This is a genomic window from Citrobacter sp. RHB35-C21 (assembly GCF_013816515.1).
GTDB classification, from domain to species: Bacteria; Pseudomonadota; Gammaproteobacteria; order Enterobacterales; family Enterobacteriaceae; genus Citrobacter; species Citrobacter braakii.
This window is the reverse complement of record NZ_CP057147.1, coordinates 847966-861873: the sequence shown is the minus strand read 5'-3', so window position 1 is coordinate 861873 and position 13908 is coordinate 847966. Positions and strand designations below refer to the sequence as shown.

Annotated in this window: 12 protein-coding genes; 5 read left to right on the top strand and 7 right to left on the bottom strand. The window is 53.5% G+C overall.

Features of this window, described 5'->3' with window-relative positions; all coding sequences use genetic code 11:
• The first annotated feature begins 2 nt into the window (after positions 1 to 2).
• From eno to HVZ39_RS04255, 4 genes are all read left to right on the top strand, one after another.
• The gene (eno, locus tag HVZ39_RS04270; protein ID WP_023336652.1) at positions 3 to 1289 is read left to right on the top strand and encodes a phosphopyruvate hydratase; all 1287 of its coding nucleotides are present in this window, start codon (positions 3 to 5) and stop codon (positions 1287 to 1289) included.
• Positions 1290 to 1666: 377 nt separating this feature from the next.
• The gene (locus tag HVZ39_RS04265; RefSeq protein ID WP_223175621.1) at positions 1667 to 2302 is read left to right on the top strand and encodes a 2,3-bisphosphoglycerate-dependent phosphoglycerate mutase; all 636 of its coding nucleotides are present in this window, start codon (positions 1667 to 1669) and stop codon (positions 2300 to 2302) included.
• A gap of 34 nt (positions 2303 to 2336) precedes the next feature.
• Positions 2337 to 2711, top strand: a complete 375-nt coding sequence (gene crcB, locus HVZ39_RS04260) for a fluoride efflux transporter CrcB (RefSeq protein WP_016154442.1) — start codon at positions 2337 to 2339, stop codon at positions 2709 to 2711.
• 109 nt (positions 2712 to 2820) lie between these two features.
• On the top strand, positions 2821 to 3081 hold the full coding sequence (locus tag HVZ39_RS04255; protein ID WP_016154443.1) for a cation-transporting P-type ATPase: 261 nt from the start codon (positions 2821 to 2823) through the stop codon (positions 3079 to 3081).
• A gap of 168 nt (positions 3082 to 3249) precedes the next feature.
• Here the strand turns inward: HVZ39_RS04255 and HVZ39_RS04250 are convergent, their stop codons facing one another.
• From HVZ39_RS04250 to HVZ39_RS04235, 4 genes are all read right to left on the bottom strand, one after another.
• Entirely contained in the window at positions 3250 to 6309 is a 3060-nt protein-coding gene (locus HVZ39_RS04250; RefSeq protein ID WP_080685893.1) for an efflux RND transporter permease subunit, read from the bottom strand.
• Complete coding sequence (locus HVZ39_RS04245; RefSeq protein WP_032950079.1) at positions 6306 to 7421, bottom strand: efflux RND transporter periplasmic adaptor subunit; 1116 nt, start codon at positions 7419 to 7421, stop codon at positions 6306 to 6308. Before HVZ39_RS04245 ends, HVZ39_RS04250 begins: the two co-directional genes overlap by 4 nt.
• 101 nt (positions 7422 to 7522) lie before the next feature.
• Positions 7523 to 8689: an ATP-binding protein gene (locus HVZ39_RS04240; RefSeq protein WP_009652412.1), complete on the bottom strand. Its 1167-nt coding sequence runs from the start codon at positions 8687 to 8689 to the stop codon at positions 7523 to 7525.
• Complete coding sequence (locus HVZ39_RS04235) at positions 8686 to 9381, bottom strand: response regulator (RefSeq protein WP_032950081.1); 696 nt, start codon at positions 9379 to 9381, stop codon at positions 8686 to 8688. Before HVZ39_RS04235 ends, HVZ39_RS04240 begins: the two co-directional genes overlap by 4 nt.
• A 163-nt stretch (positions 9382 to 9544) precedes the next feature.
• Between HVZ39_RS04235 and HVZ39_RS04230 the strand changes: the two genes are divergently transcribed.
• A complete protein-coding gene (locus HVZ39_RS04230; RefSeq protein WP_009652394.1) occupies positions 9545 to 10294 on the top strand; it encodes a MipA/OmpV family protein in 750 nt (249 codons plus the stop codon).
• Positions 10295 to 10874: 580 nt separating this feature from the next.
• On the opposite strand, the gene HVZ39_RS26395 is transcribed toward HVZ39_RS04230, so the two are convergent.
• The 3 genes from HVZ39_RS26395 to HVZ39_RS04220 all read right to left on the bottom strand — a co-directional run bounded on the left by HVZ39_RS26395 (position 10875) and on the right by HVZ39_RS04220 (position 13902).
• Positions 10875 to 11033 (bottom strand): hypothetical protein, encoded by a 159-nt coding sequence (locus HVZ39_RS26395; RefSeq protein ID WP_249419288.1) that lies wholly within the window; start codon positions 11031 to 11033, stop codon positions 10875 to 10877.
• Positions 11034 to 11913: 880 nt separating this feature from the next.
• Positions 11914 to 12105: a heavy-metal-associated domain-containing protein gene (locus tag HVZ39_RS04225; protein WP_016154448.1), complete on the bottom strand. Its 192-nt coding sequence runs from the start codon at positions 12103 to 12105 to the stop codon at positions 11914 to 11916.
• Between the two features lie 345 nt (positions 12106 to 12450).
• On the bottom strand, positions 12451 to 13902 hold the full coding sequence (locus HVZ39_RS04220; RefSeq protein ID WP_226859915.1) for an efflux transporter outer membrane subunit: 1452 nt from the start codon (positions 13900 to 13902) through the stop codon (positions 12451 to 12453).
• Between the last annotated feature and the right edge of the window lie 6 nt (positions 13903 to 13908).

The window sequence follows — 13908 nt, the reverse complement described above, 5'->3', positions numbered from 1 at the left end:
TTATGAGCTTTGAAATTGAATGTATCATCGCAAGAGAAATTCTGGATTCCCGCGGTAACCCGACCGTAGAGGTTGAAGTGACTTCTGTAGGGGGCAGTATGGCCCGTGCCTCCGTTCCTTCCGGTGCCAGCACCGGCTCCCGTGAAGCCATCGAGCATCGCGATGATGACAAGACACGTTTTGGCGGTAAAGGTGTTCAGGATGCGGTCCGGTGCGTCAATACCGAAATTAACGATGCCCTGCAGGGCTACGATGTACGCCGCCAGAAAGAAATCGACAACTGTCTGATTGCCCTTGATGGCACAGAAAACAAAGGCCGGCTGGGTGCTAATGCGATCCTTGGCGTATCGCTGGCAGTATCCCGCCTGGCGGCACAACTATCCTCTACCCCGCTCTACCGCTATCTGGGTGGCGTCGGCGCGAATCTGCTGCCGGTTCCCTGTATGAATATCATTAACGGCGGAGTTCATGCCCGCTGGCAGGGCGCTGATTTTCAGGAGTTTATGATTGCACCATGGGGAGCCTCTTCCGTACGCGAAGCTATTCGCTGGGGCAGTGAGGTCTACCAGGCCCTGCGTCAGGTCCTGCTGGAAAAAGGTTTATCCGCCGGCGTGGGCGATGAAGGCGGTTTTGCACCGGCCGTTTCCTCAAACCGTCAGCCGCTGGAGCTTATCGTGGAGGCAATTAGCAAGGCGGGATACCGCCCAGGCGAAGATATCGTTATTTGCATGGATCCGGCCTCCAGTGAATTCTACGTCGATGGGAAATATACCCTGCGTACCGAAAATACCCGGCTCAGCGCCGACGAAATGACCCGCTACTATGAGCAACTGGTGAAGGATTTCCCGATAGTCCTGATTGAAGATGGCCTTGCGGAAGACGACTGGGCCGGCTGGCAGCTCCTGCACCGCGCGCTCGGCGATAAAGTTGAGCTGGTTGGCGATGATATCTTTGTGACCAATGTGAAATATATCCAGCGAGGTATCGATGAAAACCTGGCCAATGCCGCATTGATCAAACTGAACCAGATAGGCACCCTGAGTGAAACCATCGAAGCCGTCCAGTTGTGTCAGGATAACAACTGGGGAACCTTTATTTCGCACCGGAGCGGGGAAACCGTGGACAGCTTCATTGCAGATATGACCGTCGGCCTGCGGGCTGGTCACCTGAAAACCGGTGCACCCAGCCGTGGGGAGCGCATTGAGAAATACAATCAACTGATGCGTATTGAAGATGAATTAGGTGATGCCGCCATCTTCGCCGGTAAAGCCGCCTTCAAAAAACGCTGATTCCGTCACCCTTCCCGTATGCTCAGATACGGGAAGGGGTAGGGTGGTTCTGTGAACGGAAAAATACTCATACTGTAACAGCAACGGGGATCCAGGCAAACTGTCTGGTTTTCCTGATCGCTGATGCCTTTTTTAATATACTGCCGGATGATACCAGTGCCGTTGTAATCGCGCTGTTCATCGGGAGCGGTGCCCATCTTCTGATGCGTCACCTCCTTGACCGGAGTCCAGGTAAATCCGGGTAATCAGTACAAACAACTCAACGGGTTCAGGTCCTTCCGGTTCAGTTGTGGGTGACAGACAGGTAGTTGTTATGGGGAAAATTATTTTACTCCGCCATGGCGAAAGTTAGTTGAATCGCAAAATCGTTTTACCGGATGGGAAAATGTCCCGCTGATGCTGAAAGGAGTGGAGGAAACCCGGCGCGCAGCAAACCTGATAAAACGGTCCGGAATCAGTGTGCCACTACAATCATAGATGGAGCCTGCACATCCGTTCTGAACCGGGCAATTCATTCGCTCTGGCTGATAATGGAAGCGCTGAATCAATTGTGGTTACCGGTGGACAAATCATGGCGGTTAAATGAACGTCATTACGGTGCGCTTCAGGGAATGAACAAAGATGAAGCCACTCAACAGATTGGCCAGAAAATCGTTTATCACTGGCGGAGGAGCTATCGTGGTATCTCCCCTCCGTTGCCGGATGCACCTGCTTCACTTCATCGTGAGGCACGTTATCGTCATGTGTCCCTGACGGATTTGCCGGGGGGAGAAAGTCTGGAAATGACGCAACGAAGGTTGTTGCCTTACTGGCACCACGTCATTGTCCTGCGCGTCGCCAGTGGCGAAACCATGTTGCTGGTCAGTCATGCTAATACACTGCGTGCGCTGACCATGTTTATTGAGCAGATTGATGAAAATAAGGTTCCCGATCTGCATGTCCTGACGGGAATCCCCGTACTGTATGAAATGAATGAAAAACGGGCCATCACCGCACGTTATTCCCTTGAATGACGGTCTGATGGTGCCCTGATTTCAGCGAGGTGGTATGTACAAATCATTATTCGCGGTGGTGATAGGCGGATCGATCGGCTGTGTGATCCGCTGGATACTGTCCATGCGTCTCAATGCACTTTTCCCCAATCTTCCACCTGGTACCCTGGTGGTTAATCTGGTTGGCGGATTTATCATCGGTATGGCACTGGCCTTTTTTGTCCGGCAGCCTCACCTTGATCCCGCCTGGAAGTTTTTTATTACCACCGGCATATGTGGCGGTATGACAACCTTTTCCACCTTTTCTGCTGAGGTGGTGGTGTTACTTCAGAATGGCAATTATGCATGGGCTGTCATTTCCGTACTGACGCACGTAACTGGCTCGCTTCTGATGACTGCCACTGGTTTCTTTGTGATGACACTGCTGTAAAAGCATATGCGCCATACACTTAACCGCGCCATGTCTCCGGCAGATTTTCATTTTATCGCCATAACAACATACCTGACCTGCCGGGTCAGGTATTTCCGGAGAAGGGTGTATGGAGATGCTCCCTGAGAATATCGTGAAGGGACTTTCCGAAGCCGAGGTGCAGACCCGGCTGGGTCAATGTGGCTATAACGAAGTGCGTGAACAGCCTCCGGACCAGGTGCGTGCTATCCTCAAACGTCTGCTGGGTCCCATCCCCTGGATGCTCGAAATTGCGCTGGTACTTGAAGTGGTTCTGGGAAAGACGACTGAACCAGTGCGCGCTCAGACAACGACGAACCATCCATTCACCTCATTCGGAGGTCACAGATAGTCGCTGTCTCACACGCCGAATCCCCTCCTGAGTTCACCACGATCCAGCAGGTCATGGCGGCGTCCGGCGCCATGATCCTAGCAGTCGCAACCGGCAGCGACGGTCATCCCCATATCCGCGGGTTGCAATCATTAGTCGAAGCACTAGGCGATGATACGGCAGGACTCGTCAGGGATACGGTTTCCAGTGAAAGATTAGACTTATTGCTGCCGGCAGTAGTGTCAGCGTTGCCAGTGTGGCTGAAAGCAGCCCACCAATAATGGCAAATGCCATCGGTTCCCAGAAAACATCCCGGGCAATCGGCAGCATCCCGAGAATGGCCGCCGAAGCGGTCAGCATGATGGGGCGTGAACGGTGCAGCGCGGCGACTTTGATCGCCTCATCCGCAGTGAAACCATTTTTCATCCCCACATCCACTTCGCTAATAAGAATGACGGCATTACGGATGATCATCCCGGCCAGTGCAATGATCCCCAGCAGCGCCACAAACCCCATCGGTATGCCAAAAGGCAGCATAGCCACAACTATCCCAGGCAAACCAAACGGTGCCATCAGCAGGGCCAGCAGCATCGACGAAAAGCGTTGTAACTGAATCATCAGCAGTAACAGCATCACCATCAGCGTGACAGGCAATACCGCATACACTGAGCTGTTTCCTTTCTCCGATTCCACAACCACTCCACCTTCCTCCACACTGTAACCCGGCGGGAGACTCTCCCGGAAACCGGCAACCACCGGAGAGAGTGCCGATGACACGGTCTCTGCACGAACGCCGGGCGCGGTATCCGACTGAACCGTGATAAACGGCAACCGCTGCCGACGCCAGATAACCGGATCATCCAGCGTCCATTCTGGCGTGGCGACCTGTCCCAGGGGAACTTTATTCCCGGTCGATGATGTCAGCATCAGAGCATTCAGTAACGCCGGGTTTTGTCGTGAGGCTTCATTTCCCCGCAGCACCACATCAATCTGGCGGTTACGGTCGCGCAGGGTGGTCACGGTGGTTCCGGAAAACAGCGTGGCAAGCGTTCCTGCCAGTGACTGAGACGTCATGCCGGTGGCACGCGCCTGCGTCTGATCCACCCGCAGACGGATGACCCGCTCCGGTTCACCGGACGTCAGATTGACACCCCGGGTATCGGGATTGCGGGCAATCATCCCTGCCAGTTGCGTGGCCAGTTCACGTACACGGGTATTATCCGGCCCGGATACCCGGTATCTGACCGGCCAGCCCACCGGAGGGCCCAGCTCCAGTGTGGATACCCGGGTTGTGAGCGTACTGAAATCTTTCGACAGGATCTGCTCAAGCTGTTTCTGCAGCCGGTTTCTCGCCGCTTCATTTTTCGCCACTACGACCAGCTGGGCAATGTTCTCTTTCTGCAGCAGAACATCCATCGGCAGATAAAAACGCACAGCGCCGGAACCGATGTAGCTTGAGTAATGGTCAATATCAGGATTATCGCGCAACTTCGCTTCAAACTTCAGGACGTCGCGGTGCGTCTGTGCCTGGCTGACATTCTGCGGCAGAGTCAGGCTCACCAGCAGCTCCGGGCGATCGGACGCTGGGAAAAACTCACCCTGCATCAGCAGGGCTCCGCCCCCGGACAATATCAGTATCGCCAGGGCACAACCGAGTGTCTTGCGCCGGTGCTGCATCACCCGGTCGAGCAGGCGGGTATAATGACGGTGAAAGAAACTGTGCTTATGTGACTGATGTGAATGCTGTTCCGGCAGTAACCAGACGCCGGTAAGCGGCGAGAAAAGAACCGCAACCAGCCATGAGCTCAGCAGCGCTGTCAGTACCACCACAAACAGGGAGTAGCAGTATTCTCCTGCGCTCGATGCCGCAAATCCCACCGGTATAAATCCGGCAATCATCACCAGTGTCCCCGTCAGCATCGGGAACGCGGTGGTACGAAATACCTGCGTGGCGGCCACACTCAGGGCATCGCCAGCCTCAAGCCGCGACACCATGGCTTCTACGGTGATCATGGCATCATCAACCAGCAGTCCCAGTGCAATGATCAGGGCACCGAGGGAGATTCGCTGTAGCCCTATTCCGGCCAGTTCCATCCCGGTAAATGTCATGGCCAGCACCAGCGGAATGGCCACGGCGACCACCAGACCTGCCCGGCTGCCCAGCGAAACAAAAGAAACGGCCAGCACAATAATAACGGCCTCAACCAGCACCTGGACGAATCCTCCCACCGCGTCACTGACTACGGCCGACTGGTCTGCCACCTTCTCCACACTGATCCCGTAAGGAAGATGCGTGCGGATCCTGTCCATCGTCGCGTTCAGCGCCCGACCAAAATCAACAATATTTCCACCGCGAGCCATCGAAATCGCCAGCCCGAGTGCTGGTTTACCGTTAACCCTAAACTCCGGTGAGGGCGGATCTGCCTGCTGCAGTGTGACCGTGGCCAAATCGGTGAGGGGGATAAAACGGTTTCCGGTATGCAGCACAATTTGCCGCAGGCTGTCCACGGATGTGAAGGCGCCACTGACTTCCACCGACATATTTTCCTGTGATGTCCGGATACGTCCGGCGGGCGTGACGGCATTCTGTGCCTGCAGAGCCGCCGTCACCTGCTGAAGATCGAGTCCCATTCCCGACAGTTTCAGTGGATCAAAAGCAATCACCACCTGTTGTTCGCTGTCACCCAGCAGCGTAACTTTCCCTGTTCCCGGAACAGCCAGCAGAGATGTCCGGATATCATCGACGGTATCGCGTAACTGCCGGGGAGTGAAGCCGTCCGACGTGAAGCCATAAATTGTGCCGTATGTATCATCGAATTCATCATCCACGGCCGGGGTGGTGGTGCCGTCCGGCAGGGATGCCCGGATGTCGTCCATCTTTTTCCGCACGCTATACCAGATACCCGCAACCTCTGACGGCGGTGTGTCATCACGCAGGTTCACAAAAATCACCGACGAGCCCGGACGCGTGTAACTCTCGATATAATCCAGATGTGGGATTTCCTGGAGCTTCTTCTCCAGCGTGTCGGTGACGAAACTGACGGTATCTTTTACCGTTGCGCCCGGCCACTGTGCCGACACCACGGTGGTCTTAATGGTAAACGCCGGATCTTCGCTGCGCGGCAGATTCAGAAAGCTCATGACGCCTGTCACCGTGACCATCAGCATCAGAAAAGCCACCAGTTGTCGGTGGGCCAGTGCCCAGGCAGAAAGATTAAAACCGCCGGAAGCGTGCATAACATTTTTCATTTTTGGTTCTCCGTCAGCACGTTTTCCCCGTCACGTAACTGACTGACCCCGGCAGTGACCACCTGTTCACCGGCTGTCAGCCCTTTGCGGATGAGCACCGAATCGGTCATATAGGCCGCAATGTCAACGGGTGTCAGGCGCAGGCGATTTTTGCCGGTGTCCACCACGAACACTGCCGGTTTCTGTTCTTTCCTCGTCAGGGCAGATGCCGGTACCTGAAACACTTCACTGCCGCCCAGGGGTAATGACCCGGTGACCGTCGCCCCCATAGCCATTACCGCGGGTGCATTCTCAAGGTCATAGCGTACCCGCCAGGTCCGGGTCTGTGTGTCGGCCTGCGGGCTGATGTCACGCAGCGTTCCGGTTACCGACACCGACGGGTTATCCGCCATACGCAGGGTGAGTGTCTGCTGCTGTTTCAGGGTGTCAGCCAGAGCCCCCGGTACGCTGAAGACCGCATCACGGGCCCCTGACTGCGCCACCCGCAGGATTTCCTGTCCGGTGGTCACTACCTGTCCCGGACCGGCGCTGACGGTGGTGACCACCCCGGTAACCGGTGAGAGCAGTCGCGCATACCCCAGACGGTCCGCTGCACTGCTCAGGTCGGCCTGAGCGCTCTGCAGTTTTGCTGTTGCCGTGTCGCGGTTTGTGCGGGCCTCGTCAAGCTGAACCCGGGCAACCGCACCCTGCGGGGCAAGCAGCGTCATGCGTCGCAGGTTTATCTCAGCAAGCCTGACGCTTGCCCCGGCTTCCTGTACTACCGCCTGAGCACTGCGGTACTGATTACACAAATCGGTATCATCCAGTTCAGCCAGTACCTGCCCGGCAACCACTGACTGCCCCACATCCGTGAGTCGTTTCACCATCCGGCCATCGGTACGGAAGCCGATAATCGTCTCTTCATGGGGCAATATTTCACCGGTCATCAGCGTCTGCCCACCATGATTGCCGGCAGATACCTCCGTGGTCATCACCGGTCTTGGTGGGACATGGCGGGATACCGGCTCATTATCACAGCCGGTCAGTTGCAGGGCGAGGGCGAAAACCAGGGCTGAGCCCCGTCGCCAGAAAAGCAAAGACGCTATCAGGGGGATGAATGAATATGATGGCATGGCAGCCTCCGGAAAAAATGCTGCCATGAGTAAACCGCAGGTGTGTCCAGATACGTTCGACGAACCATCAAGATTTGGTCAAGAAAAGTGAAAAAGAAAACTCATACGGGCAGTTTCACCCGAAACAGGAGTCCGTTCCCCTCTTGCGGGATACTGGCGGTCAGCGTTCCGCCGTGAGACTCACAAATGGCTCTGGCAATCGACAGACCCAGTCCACTGCCTCCTGAATGACGGGAACGGGAAACATCAGAACGGGTAAACCGGTCAAACATCACCGGCAGAAAATCCGGTTCGACGCCCGCGCCGTAATCCCGGAAGGAGAACGTCCAGTAGCCTGACTGAACGGAACCCTGTATCGTTTGCTTCCCGCCTTCCGTCGCGTAACGCAGTGCGTTCTCCATTAAAATGGTAAAGACCTGTCCGATTCGCAGCGGGTCCGCACAACATTCTCCCGGAGGGATATCCGTGTCGTAACCGAAATGCCCGGCGGTAGCCTGTGGCCGTAGCCAGGCAATCTTTTCCTGCAGTAATCCGGCGGGTGAGAAGCGTTGTTTATTCAGCGTAAGCTGCCCTGCATCAGCCAGTGAGAGCAGGTGCAAATCATCAATCAGACGGCTGAGGCTCAGGAGCTGGTTCATCACCATATTCATCTGCGCTTTATCAGCCGGGAATACGCCGTCCATCATTCCCTGTAGACGGCCCACCGCGGCCGTCAGTGGAGAGCGCAGTTCATGCGCGGCTGCAACATGAGATGCCCGTAATTCCCGGTCATAACGTTCAAGTCTTTCGGCCATGGTATTGAAGTTCTGCGTAAACAACATCAATTCAGAGGGCGCACTTGCATCCATTTTTGAGCGAGTGGTAAAACGCCCCTGCGCTATCGCTGCGGAGGCTCGCGTCAGCAGACCGAACTGCCGGGCGAGAGGCCGGGCGGCCAGCAAACCGAGCATAATTATCAGCGGTGTCACAAACAGGACCAGCCCTCCCAGCGTCAGCCAGTCTGTTGACGCAATGGACGGATCTGAGAACTGCAGTCCGTACCAGTCATCAATAATTTCATGGTAACGGATGCGATTAAGATCGGGATTTTCCCGCAGATGCAGAAATTCCTGTCGTACCGCCTCCGGCATCCGATGCTGTACCCAGGCATCCAGCAGGGCAAAACGCAGCCACATGCACAGGGCGATAAGCACGACACTGCCGGCCGCCAGCGACAACACCCTGACGCAAATCCAGCGCCATAATGAACGGGACTCTCTTTTTTTCATGGCTGCAGATACCGGTAACCGATCCCTCTCACGCTGGTCAGCACACCGCTGACCCCCGCTTTTTCCAGTTTGCGGCGTAGGTTATAGATGTGTGTATCAACCACCCTCTCCAGCGCATCACTTTCCGGCAGGCAGTGTTCAAGCAGCGTCTGACGGGAACAGACGCTCCGGGGGCGGGTCATCATCATGTCCAGCAGTGAAAACTCGGTGGGGGTCAGCTCAAGGTGCACCCGGTTTTCATCGTGAATAACAGCGACTGACATGGTGTCCCGGTTGAGTTCAACGGCCCCCACCCGGCGATAATTTTCAGCGCTAGCATGCGCTGCCGCCCCACGCCGTAACACCGCCTGCACCCGGGCCACGACCTCACCCGGATGATAAGGTTTGACGACATAATCATCCGCACCGAAGCGTAAGGCCCCGATACGGTCCGGGGCCTCGCCCATTGCGGTGACCATTATCACGGGAACATCGGATTCGCGGCGCAGCCGGCTGAGTATTTCTGTTCCGGTCATACCCGGCAGCATGATATCAAGCAGAATAAGTGCAGGATGCTGGGTAAGGGCGGCTTCAAGTCCTGCTTTTCCATCATGGGCCAGTATGACCCCGAAGTTTTCACGACGAAGATAGGCTTCGAGCACATTCGCCGCATCCCGGTCGTCCTCGATAATCAGAATACGTTTTGTGTTCATTCATTCTGCCTTGATGGTTTCTTGATGGTTTCCACGCTGAGTCTTGATAAAGCATCGTCATAATCCACTGCGGGTGGCCGGGCGGGTCACAGCTTACCGTAATGCATAAACATAAAACGAGGGATATATGATGGCAACGTATTCGTCTGTAACAGGGTGTACAGTGATCCTGCTGGCAGCGACCTGCGGGTCCGCTATTGCCGACAGCGGCAATCAGGATGGAGTGACGGTGGGGATAATGGGAGAAAACGCCCCCCGCTACAGTGGCGCGGATAAGCAGCACTGGACAGTGATGCCTTCCCTGCAGGTCCGTAAAGGCGCGTTTTTCTTCGACTCAACAAAAGGTATCGGTTATGACCTGCAGACGGATAATGGCCTCTATTTTGAAAATGCGTTCGGATACAGTTTTGGCCGTGCCGATCAAAATTCATCGTGGCGCGATGGTTCTGACAAACTGAAAGGAATGGGAAACATCCGTGGTGCACTGAACACGCAGGTTGCTGTTGGCTGGCAGGTGAACAGCTGGTTTACCCCGGAAATCCGTGCAACTCTGCCGCTGACGGATTCACAGGGGGTACAGTACCAGGCCTCGCTGACGCTCGTGCCCTGGCAGAACGACACAGATACGGTTGCCCTGCAGGGCGCGGCACTTTTTGGTGACGCCCGGTACATTAACACCTGGTACGGCGTTAATGCTGCCCAGAGCCGCACAACCGGTTTCCGGGAATACAACCGTAGCGCAGGATTTTATGCTACGCAGACTACCCTGAGCTGGCAGCATCAGTTTAATGAACACTGGGGCACCCTACTGGGCGCTTCATATGCCTGGCTTGCGGATAAAACCAGTGACAGTCCTGTTGTGTCAGCGCGAGACAATATCAGCGGTTTTGCTGGTATCAACTGGACATTCTGACACGCCAGGAACTGGCAGAGTCTCCGAAAAGTGGACTATCAGAAACATATATTTGAATGTTGATATCAGATGATGTTTTGCGAGTCATCTACTGGCTTGGAAATGGCTTCAAGCCCTGAGTGATATATCACCGGAAGATTACGAGCAGGAGCATGTACTATTACACTTTCAGTGGAGTGGATTATAAGCGCAGGATAATAGCATATGAGGACAGCATTAAAATTCATTACACTCCCAAATCCTTTATCTATATTCTCGCTAGTATAAAATCATGTATAGCGAAAGAAAACCCTAGCACCTTAAATAAGACCGCACCGACAGTCTTTTGCGCCGAGGTTCTTCTCCCCCCCATAAACAATGACCACGAAAATATCAGGAAAACTACGACATCACATGTCAGATGGGCCGAATCCCAGCTTAACCAGAATTGACGAATGAATACTTGAAAAATTTGACATAAATTGAATATCGTCATTCCATAATAGTATGGGCATAGTACGAACTGCCAGCTAGTTTGTTCCGTCCGTTGAGTCTCTAACTGACTATTATTTTAAGACTAACATATCAGTCTCTTTGATTTTTAGATAGCAATAATATTTGCTGATATTACTTCATTGAGTACTTCTACCGCCATACTGGCATCAAGATTCTTGACCGACACATAGACCTTTATATGAGCCTCCACGCTATCGAGAATTATCTCGAGCGTACGGTCAAGCTCTTCTGGATAGTAGTTCATCACGCTGTCGAACACGCTATTGTACGATGCCCTGACAATCCCATTACATACCGTAAGGAATAAGGCGATATTTCTCATTCAGAACTGAATCACATGCGGTAGCAGGAGGATGAAAATCAGCTACTGAAGAAACAGGTGGCTGGCCTGAGTGTGGACAAGGAGATGCTTCAGGAGATGCTGAAGCAAAAGTTCTAAGGCCGGCACAGAAATACCAGTCGGTGCATTCTCTGCGGGAAGCATATCGTATCAACGCCTACCGGGGACGCGGGTTACTAATGCAAAGCAGAACTGTTTAACCGCCGCTATCGGACATAAATACTGGATTTTAATCTATTTAGAACTCAGAATGAGGTACGGGAGAATTACATTATGCTGGCTGAGGTAATACAATAACGAGCGGCCTCATGAATCTCTGAATAACCTGATACAGGAAGAGGTATCGGCTGATGACTGAAAACCCGGAGCTATCAAGAAGTGCATGGAACAAAAATGGCATGCTTAAACTTACAGCGTTTGGTTTACGTATACTTCGCTCTTCTTACTTTTTATGATGATAAATTTGGCATACCACCCTGTTCTTAATATATTTAAAAAAAACCAAATACTCCCTCCACAAATACTTGACGTCACATGATACATTAATGAGGCCTTAAAAGAAAAAACCGATGATTTAGTAAATCACACATAAATATTGAACACAATACATTTAACATAGAGAAAAAATTAGTGAGTTAAGTAATAGACATATTAAATCAAAACTACAACTCAAGACATCTAAACACCCCACCATGGTGCATAATAATAACAGAAATACTTCTAACCGTAAGGATACATGATAAAAAATGGTTACCACAGCGGGGAGGTAACCATTTTTAGTTAACTACTCTCTCGGAGGAAAACCTGCCTCACGTAAAGCATTAGCAACTTGTTCAGTAGATAAAGAAGTTTTCACTTCGATCTTACGAGTCGGTGGATCAGTTATGATACTTGCCTCAGGATCAATATTTTGAATCACTTTAGTCACTGTCCGGGCACATCCGCCGCATGTCATATTTTCTAGATGTAATTGCATATATATATCCTATTTAGTTGTAGTAACTTCAATGATAGAACTTGCCACCGTTGTAAGGTCAAGCCCTATCGCCAAAAATTTTCGTGCTTATATTCTCTGACTAAGCGTTTCACCTGAGGTGGGGATATATACTGCCCCAAAGTATTTCAAGTAAACCGTTCAGTTGTGCTTTCTGCCGGCTGTCGGGCAACAAGACGAAGACGTAGCAGTCCTCGCAGTAAAAGAAGTGGTTGCCGCGCCGTAACCCCTTATCCCTACGACAATGCAATACGCGGGCGGTTTTATCCCTCCACCCACGTATTGCCGACCTTATCGCCAGACAGTGGCGTTAACCTGCCCGGAGAGTTATGGCTTAGCCGGAGAGCTTTCTGTCCATCCGCCCCCCAGCGCTTTATACAAATTGACCAAATTGCTCATTCGCGCCAGTCGGGTCTGAACCAGAGTTTGCTGTGCACTGAACAGCGCTCGTTGCGCGTCAAGCTCCGCCAGATTATCGTCAATACCGGCCCGGAAGCGCTGTGAGGCCAATTCATAGTTAGCCTGGCTGGCCTGCACCAACAATTGTTCTGAACGGAATTGATCGTCCAGGGTTTGTCTGCCCGCCAGGCCATCAGCCACTTCGCGGAAGGCAACCTGAATCGCCTTCTCGTAATTCGCAATTTCGATGCGCTTTTGTACCTGGGCTAGGTCCAGATTGGCGCGCAGAGCGCCTCCCCGGAAAATAGGCAACGAGATTTGCGGAACAAAACTCCAGGCCGCTGACCCCGGCTCGAACAACCCGTCCAGACTCGAACTGGCCGTACCAGCCGATCCTGTCAAACTGATTGCCGGGAAAAATGCCGCGCGAGCGGCCCCGATATTGGCATTGGCCGCACGCAGTTGCTGCTCTGCCGCACGGACATCCGGACGACGCACCAGCAATTCTGCCGGCAAGCCCGCCGGCAACGCGGAAGGGATGATGTCATCGGGCAAGGTATTCGCCTTATCCAGGCTGGCCGAGAGTTCGGCCGTCAATGGCTGCCCTAAAAGCAAAACCAGTGCATTGCGATCCTGCGCCGCCACCCTCGTATAAGCAGCCTGACTGACTTCCGCAGTACGCAACGCAATCTCTGCGCGCCGCAAATCAATTTGCGTTGCATTACCCGCATCAAACAGCGCCTGGGTCAATGCGTAAGTCCTCTTTTGCGTGCTCAGCGTATCGTGAGCCAGTTGCAGCAACTCCTGATCCGCACGCAACGTCAGATAAGCGTTTGTCACCTCAGCGAGCAGGCTCAGCCTTGCCGCAATCCGTGTTTCATCCAACGCCAGGTACGTTGCCAGCGCCCGATCGCTGAGGCTACGAACCCGTCCCCACAAATCCAGCTCCCAGGCTGACACCGCACCATTAACCTCATAACTCCGCGTTATCTGCGTTGTACCACTCGGGCTGACATCTGCGGGCAGACGCTGCACGGTAGCGCCCGCATCCACATTCAGTGTTGGCAACATATCGGCACGACGGATCCGGTACTGAGCCCGCGCGGCCTCAACATCCAGCACCGACTTGCGCAGATCGCGGTTGTTTGCCAACGCGACCTCAAGTAATTGTTGCAACAACGGATCACGATAGAAATCGCGCCAACCGATATCAGCCACGGCAGTCTGAGCCGCTGAAACTGTTCCCTGAGCATAAGCCGCTCCCGAAGGATAGCTTGAGCTCGTTGGTGCAGAAGGCCGTTCGTAGTCCGGCGCCATAGTACAACCGGCCAATACCAGCGCCATCGCCAGCACCGAGAGTTTATTAATACGATGGTTCATTTCATA

What these genes read in the sequence shown, in the direction of transcription:
- eno (WP_023336652.1), top strand. Translation starts at nt 3, where the DNA reads ATGAGCTTTGAAATTGAATGTATCATCGCAAGAGAAATTCTGGATTCC.
- HVZ39_RS04265 (WP_223175621.1), top strand. Translation starts at nt 1,667, where the DNA reads ATGGGAAAATGTCCCGCTGATGCTGAAAGGAGTGGAGGAAACCCGGCG.
- crcB (WP_016154442.1), top strand. Translation starts at nt 2,337, where the DNA reads ATGTACAAATCATTATTCGCGGTGGTGATAGGCGGATCGATCGGCTGT.
- HVZ39_RS04255 (WP_016154443.1), top strand. Translation starts at nt 2,821, where the DNA reads ATGGAGATGCTCCCTGAGAATATCGTGAAGGGACTTTCCGAAGCCGAG.
- HVZ39_RS04250 (WP_080685893.1), bottom strand. Translation starts at nt 6,309, where the DNA reads ATGAAAAATGTTATGCACGCTTCCGGCGGTTTTAATCTTTCTGCCTGG.
- HVZ39_RS04245 (WP_032950079.1), bottom strand. Translation starts at nt 7,421, where the DNA reads ATGCCATCATATTCATTCATCCCCCTGATAGCGTCTTTGCTTTTCTGG.
- HVZ39_RS04240 (WP_009652412.1), bottom strand. Translation starts at nt 8,689, where the DNA reads ATGAAAAAAAGAGAGTCCCGTTCATTATGGCGCTGGATTTGCGTCAGG.
- HVZ39_RS04235 (WP_032950081.1), bottom strand. Translation starts at nt 9,381, where the DNA reads ATGAACACAAAACGTATTCTGATTATCGAGGACGACCGGGATGCGGCG.
- HVZ39_RS26395 (WP_249419288.1), bottom strand. Translation starts at nt 11,033, where the DNA reads ATGAACTACTATCCAGAAGAGCTTGACCGTACGCTCGAGATAATTCTC.
- HVZ39_RS04225 (WP_016154448.1), bottom strand. Translation starts at nt 12,105, where the DNA reads ATGCAATTACATCTAGAAAATATGACATGCGGCGGATGTGCCCGGACA.
- HVZ39_RS04220 (WP_226859915.1), bottom strand. Translation starts at nt 13,902, where the DNA reads ATGAACCATCGTATTAATAAACTCTCGGTGCTGGCGATGGCGCTGGTA.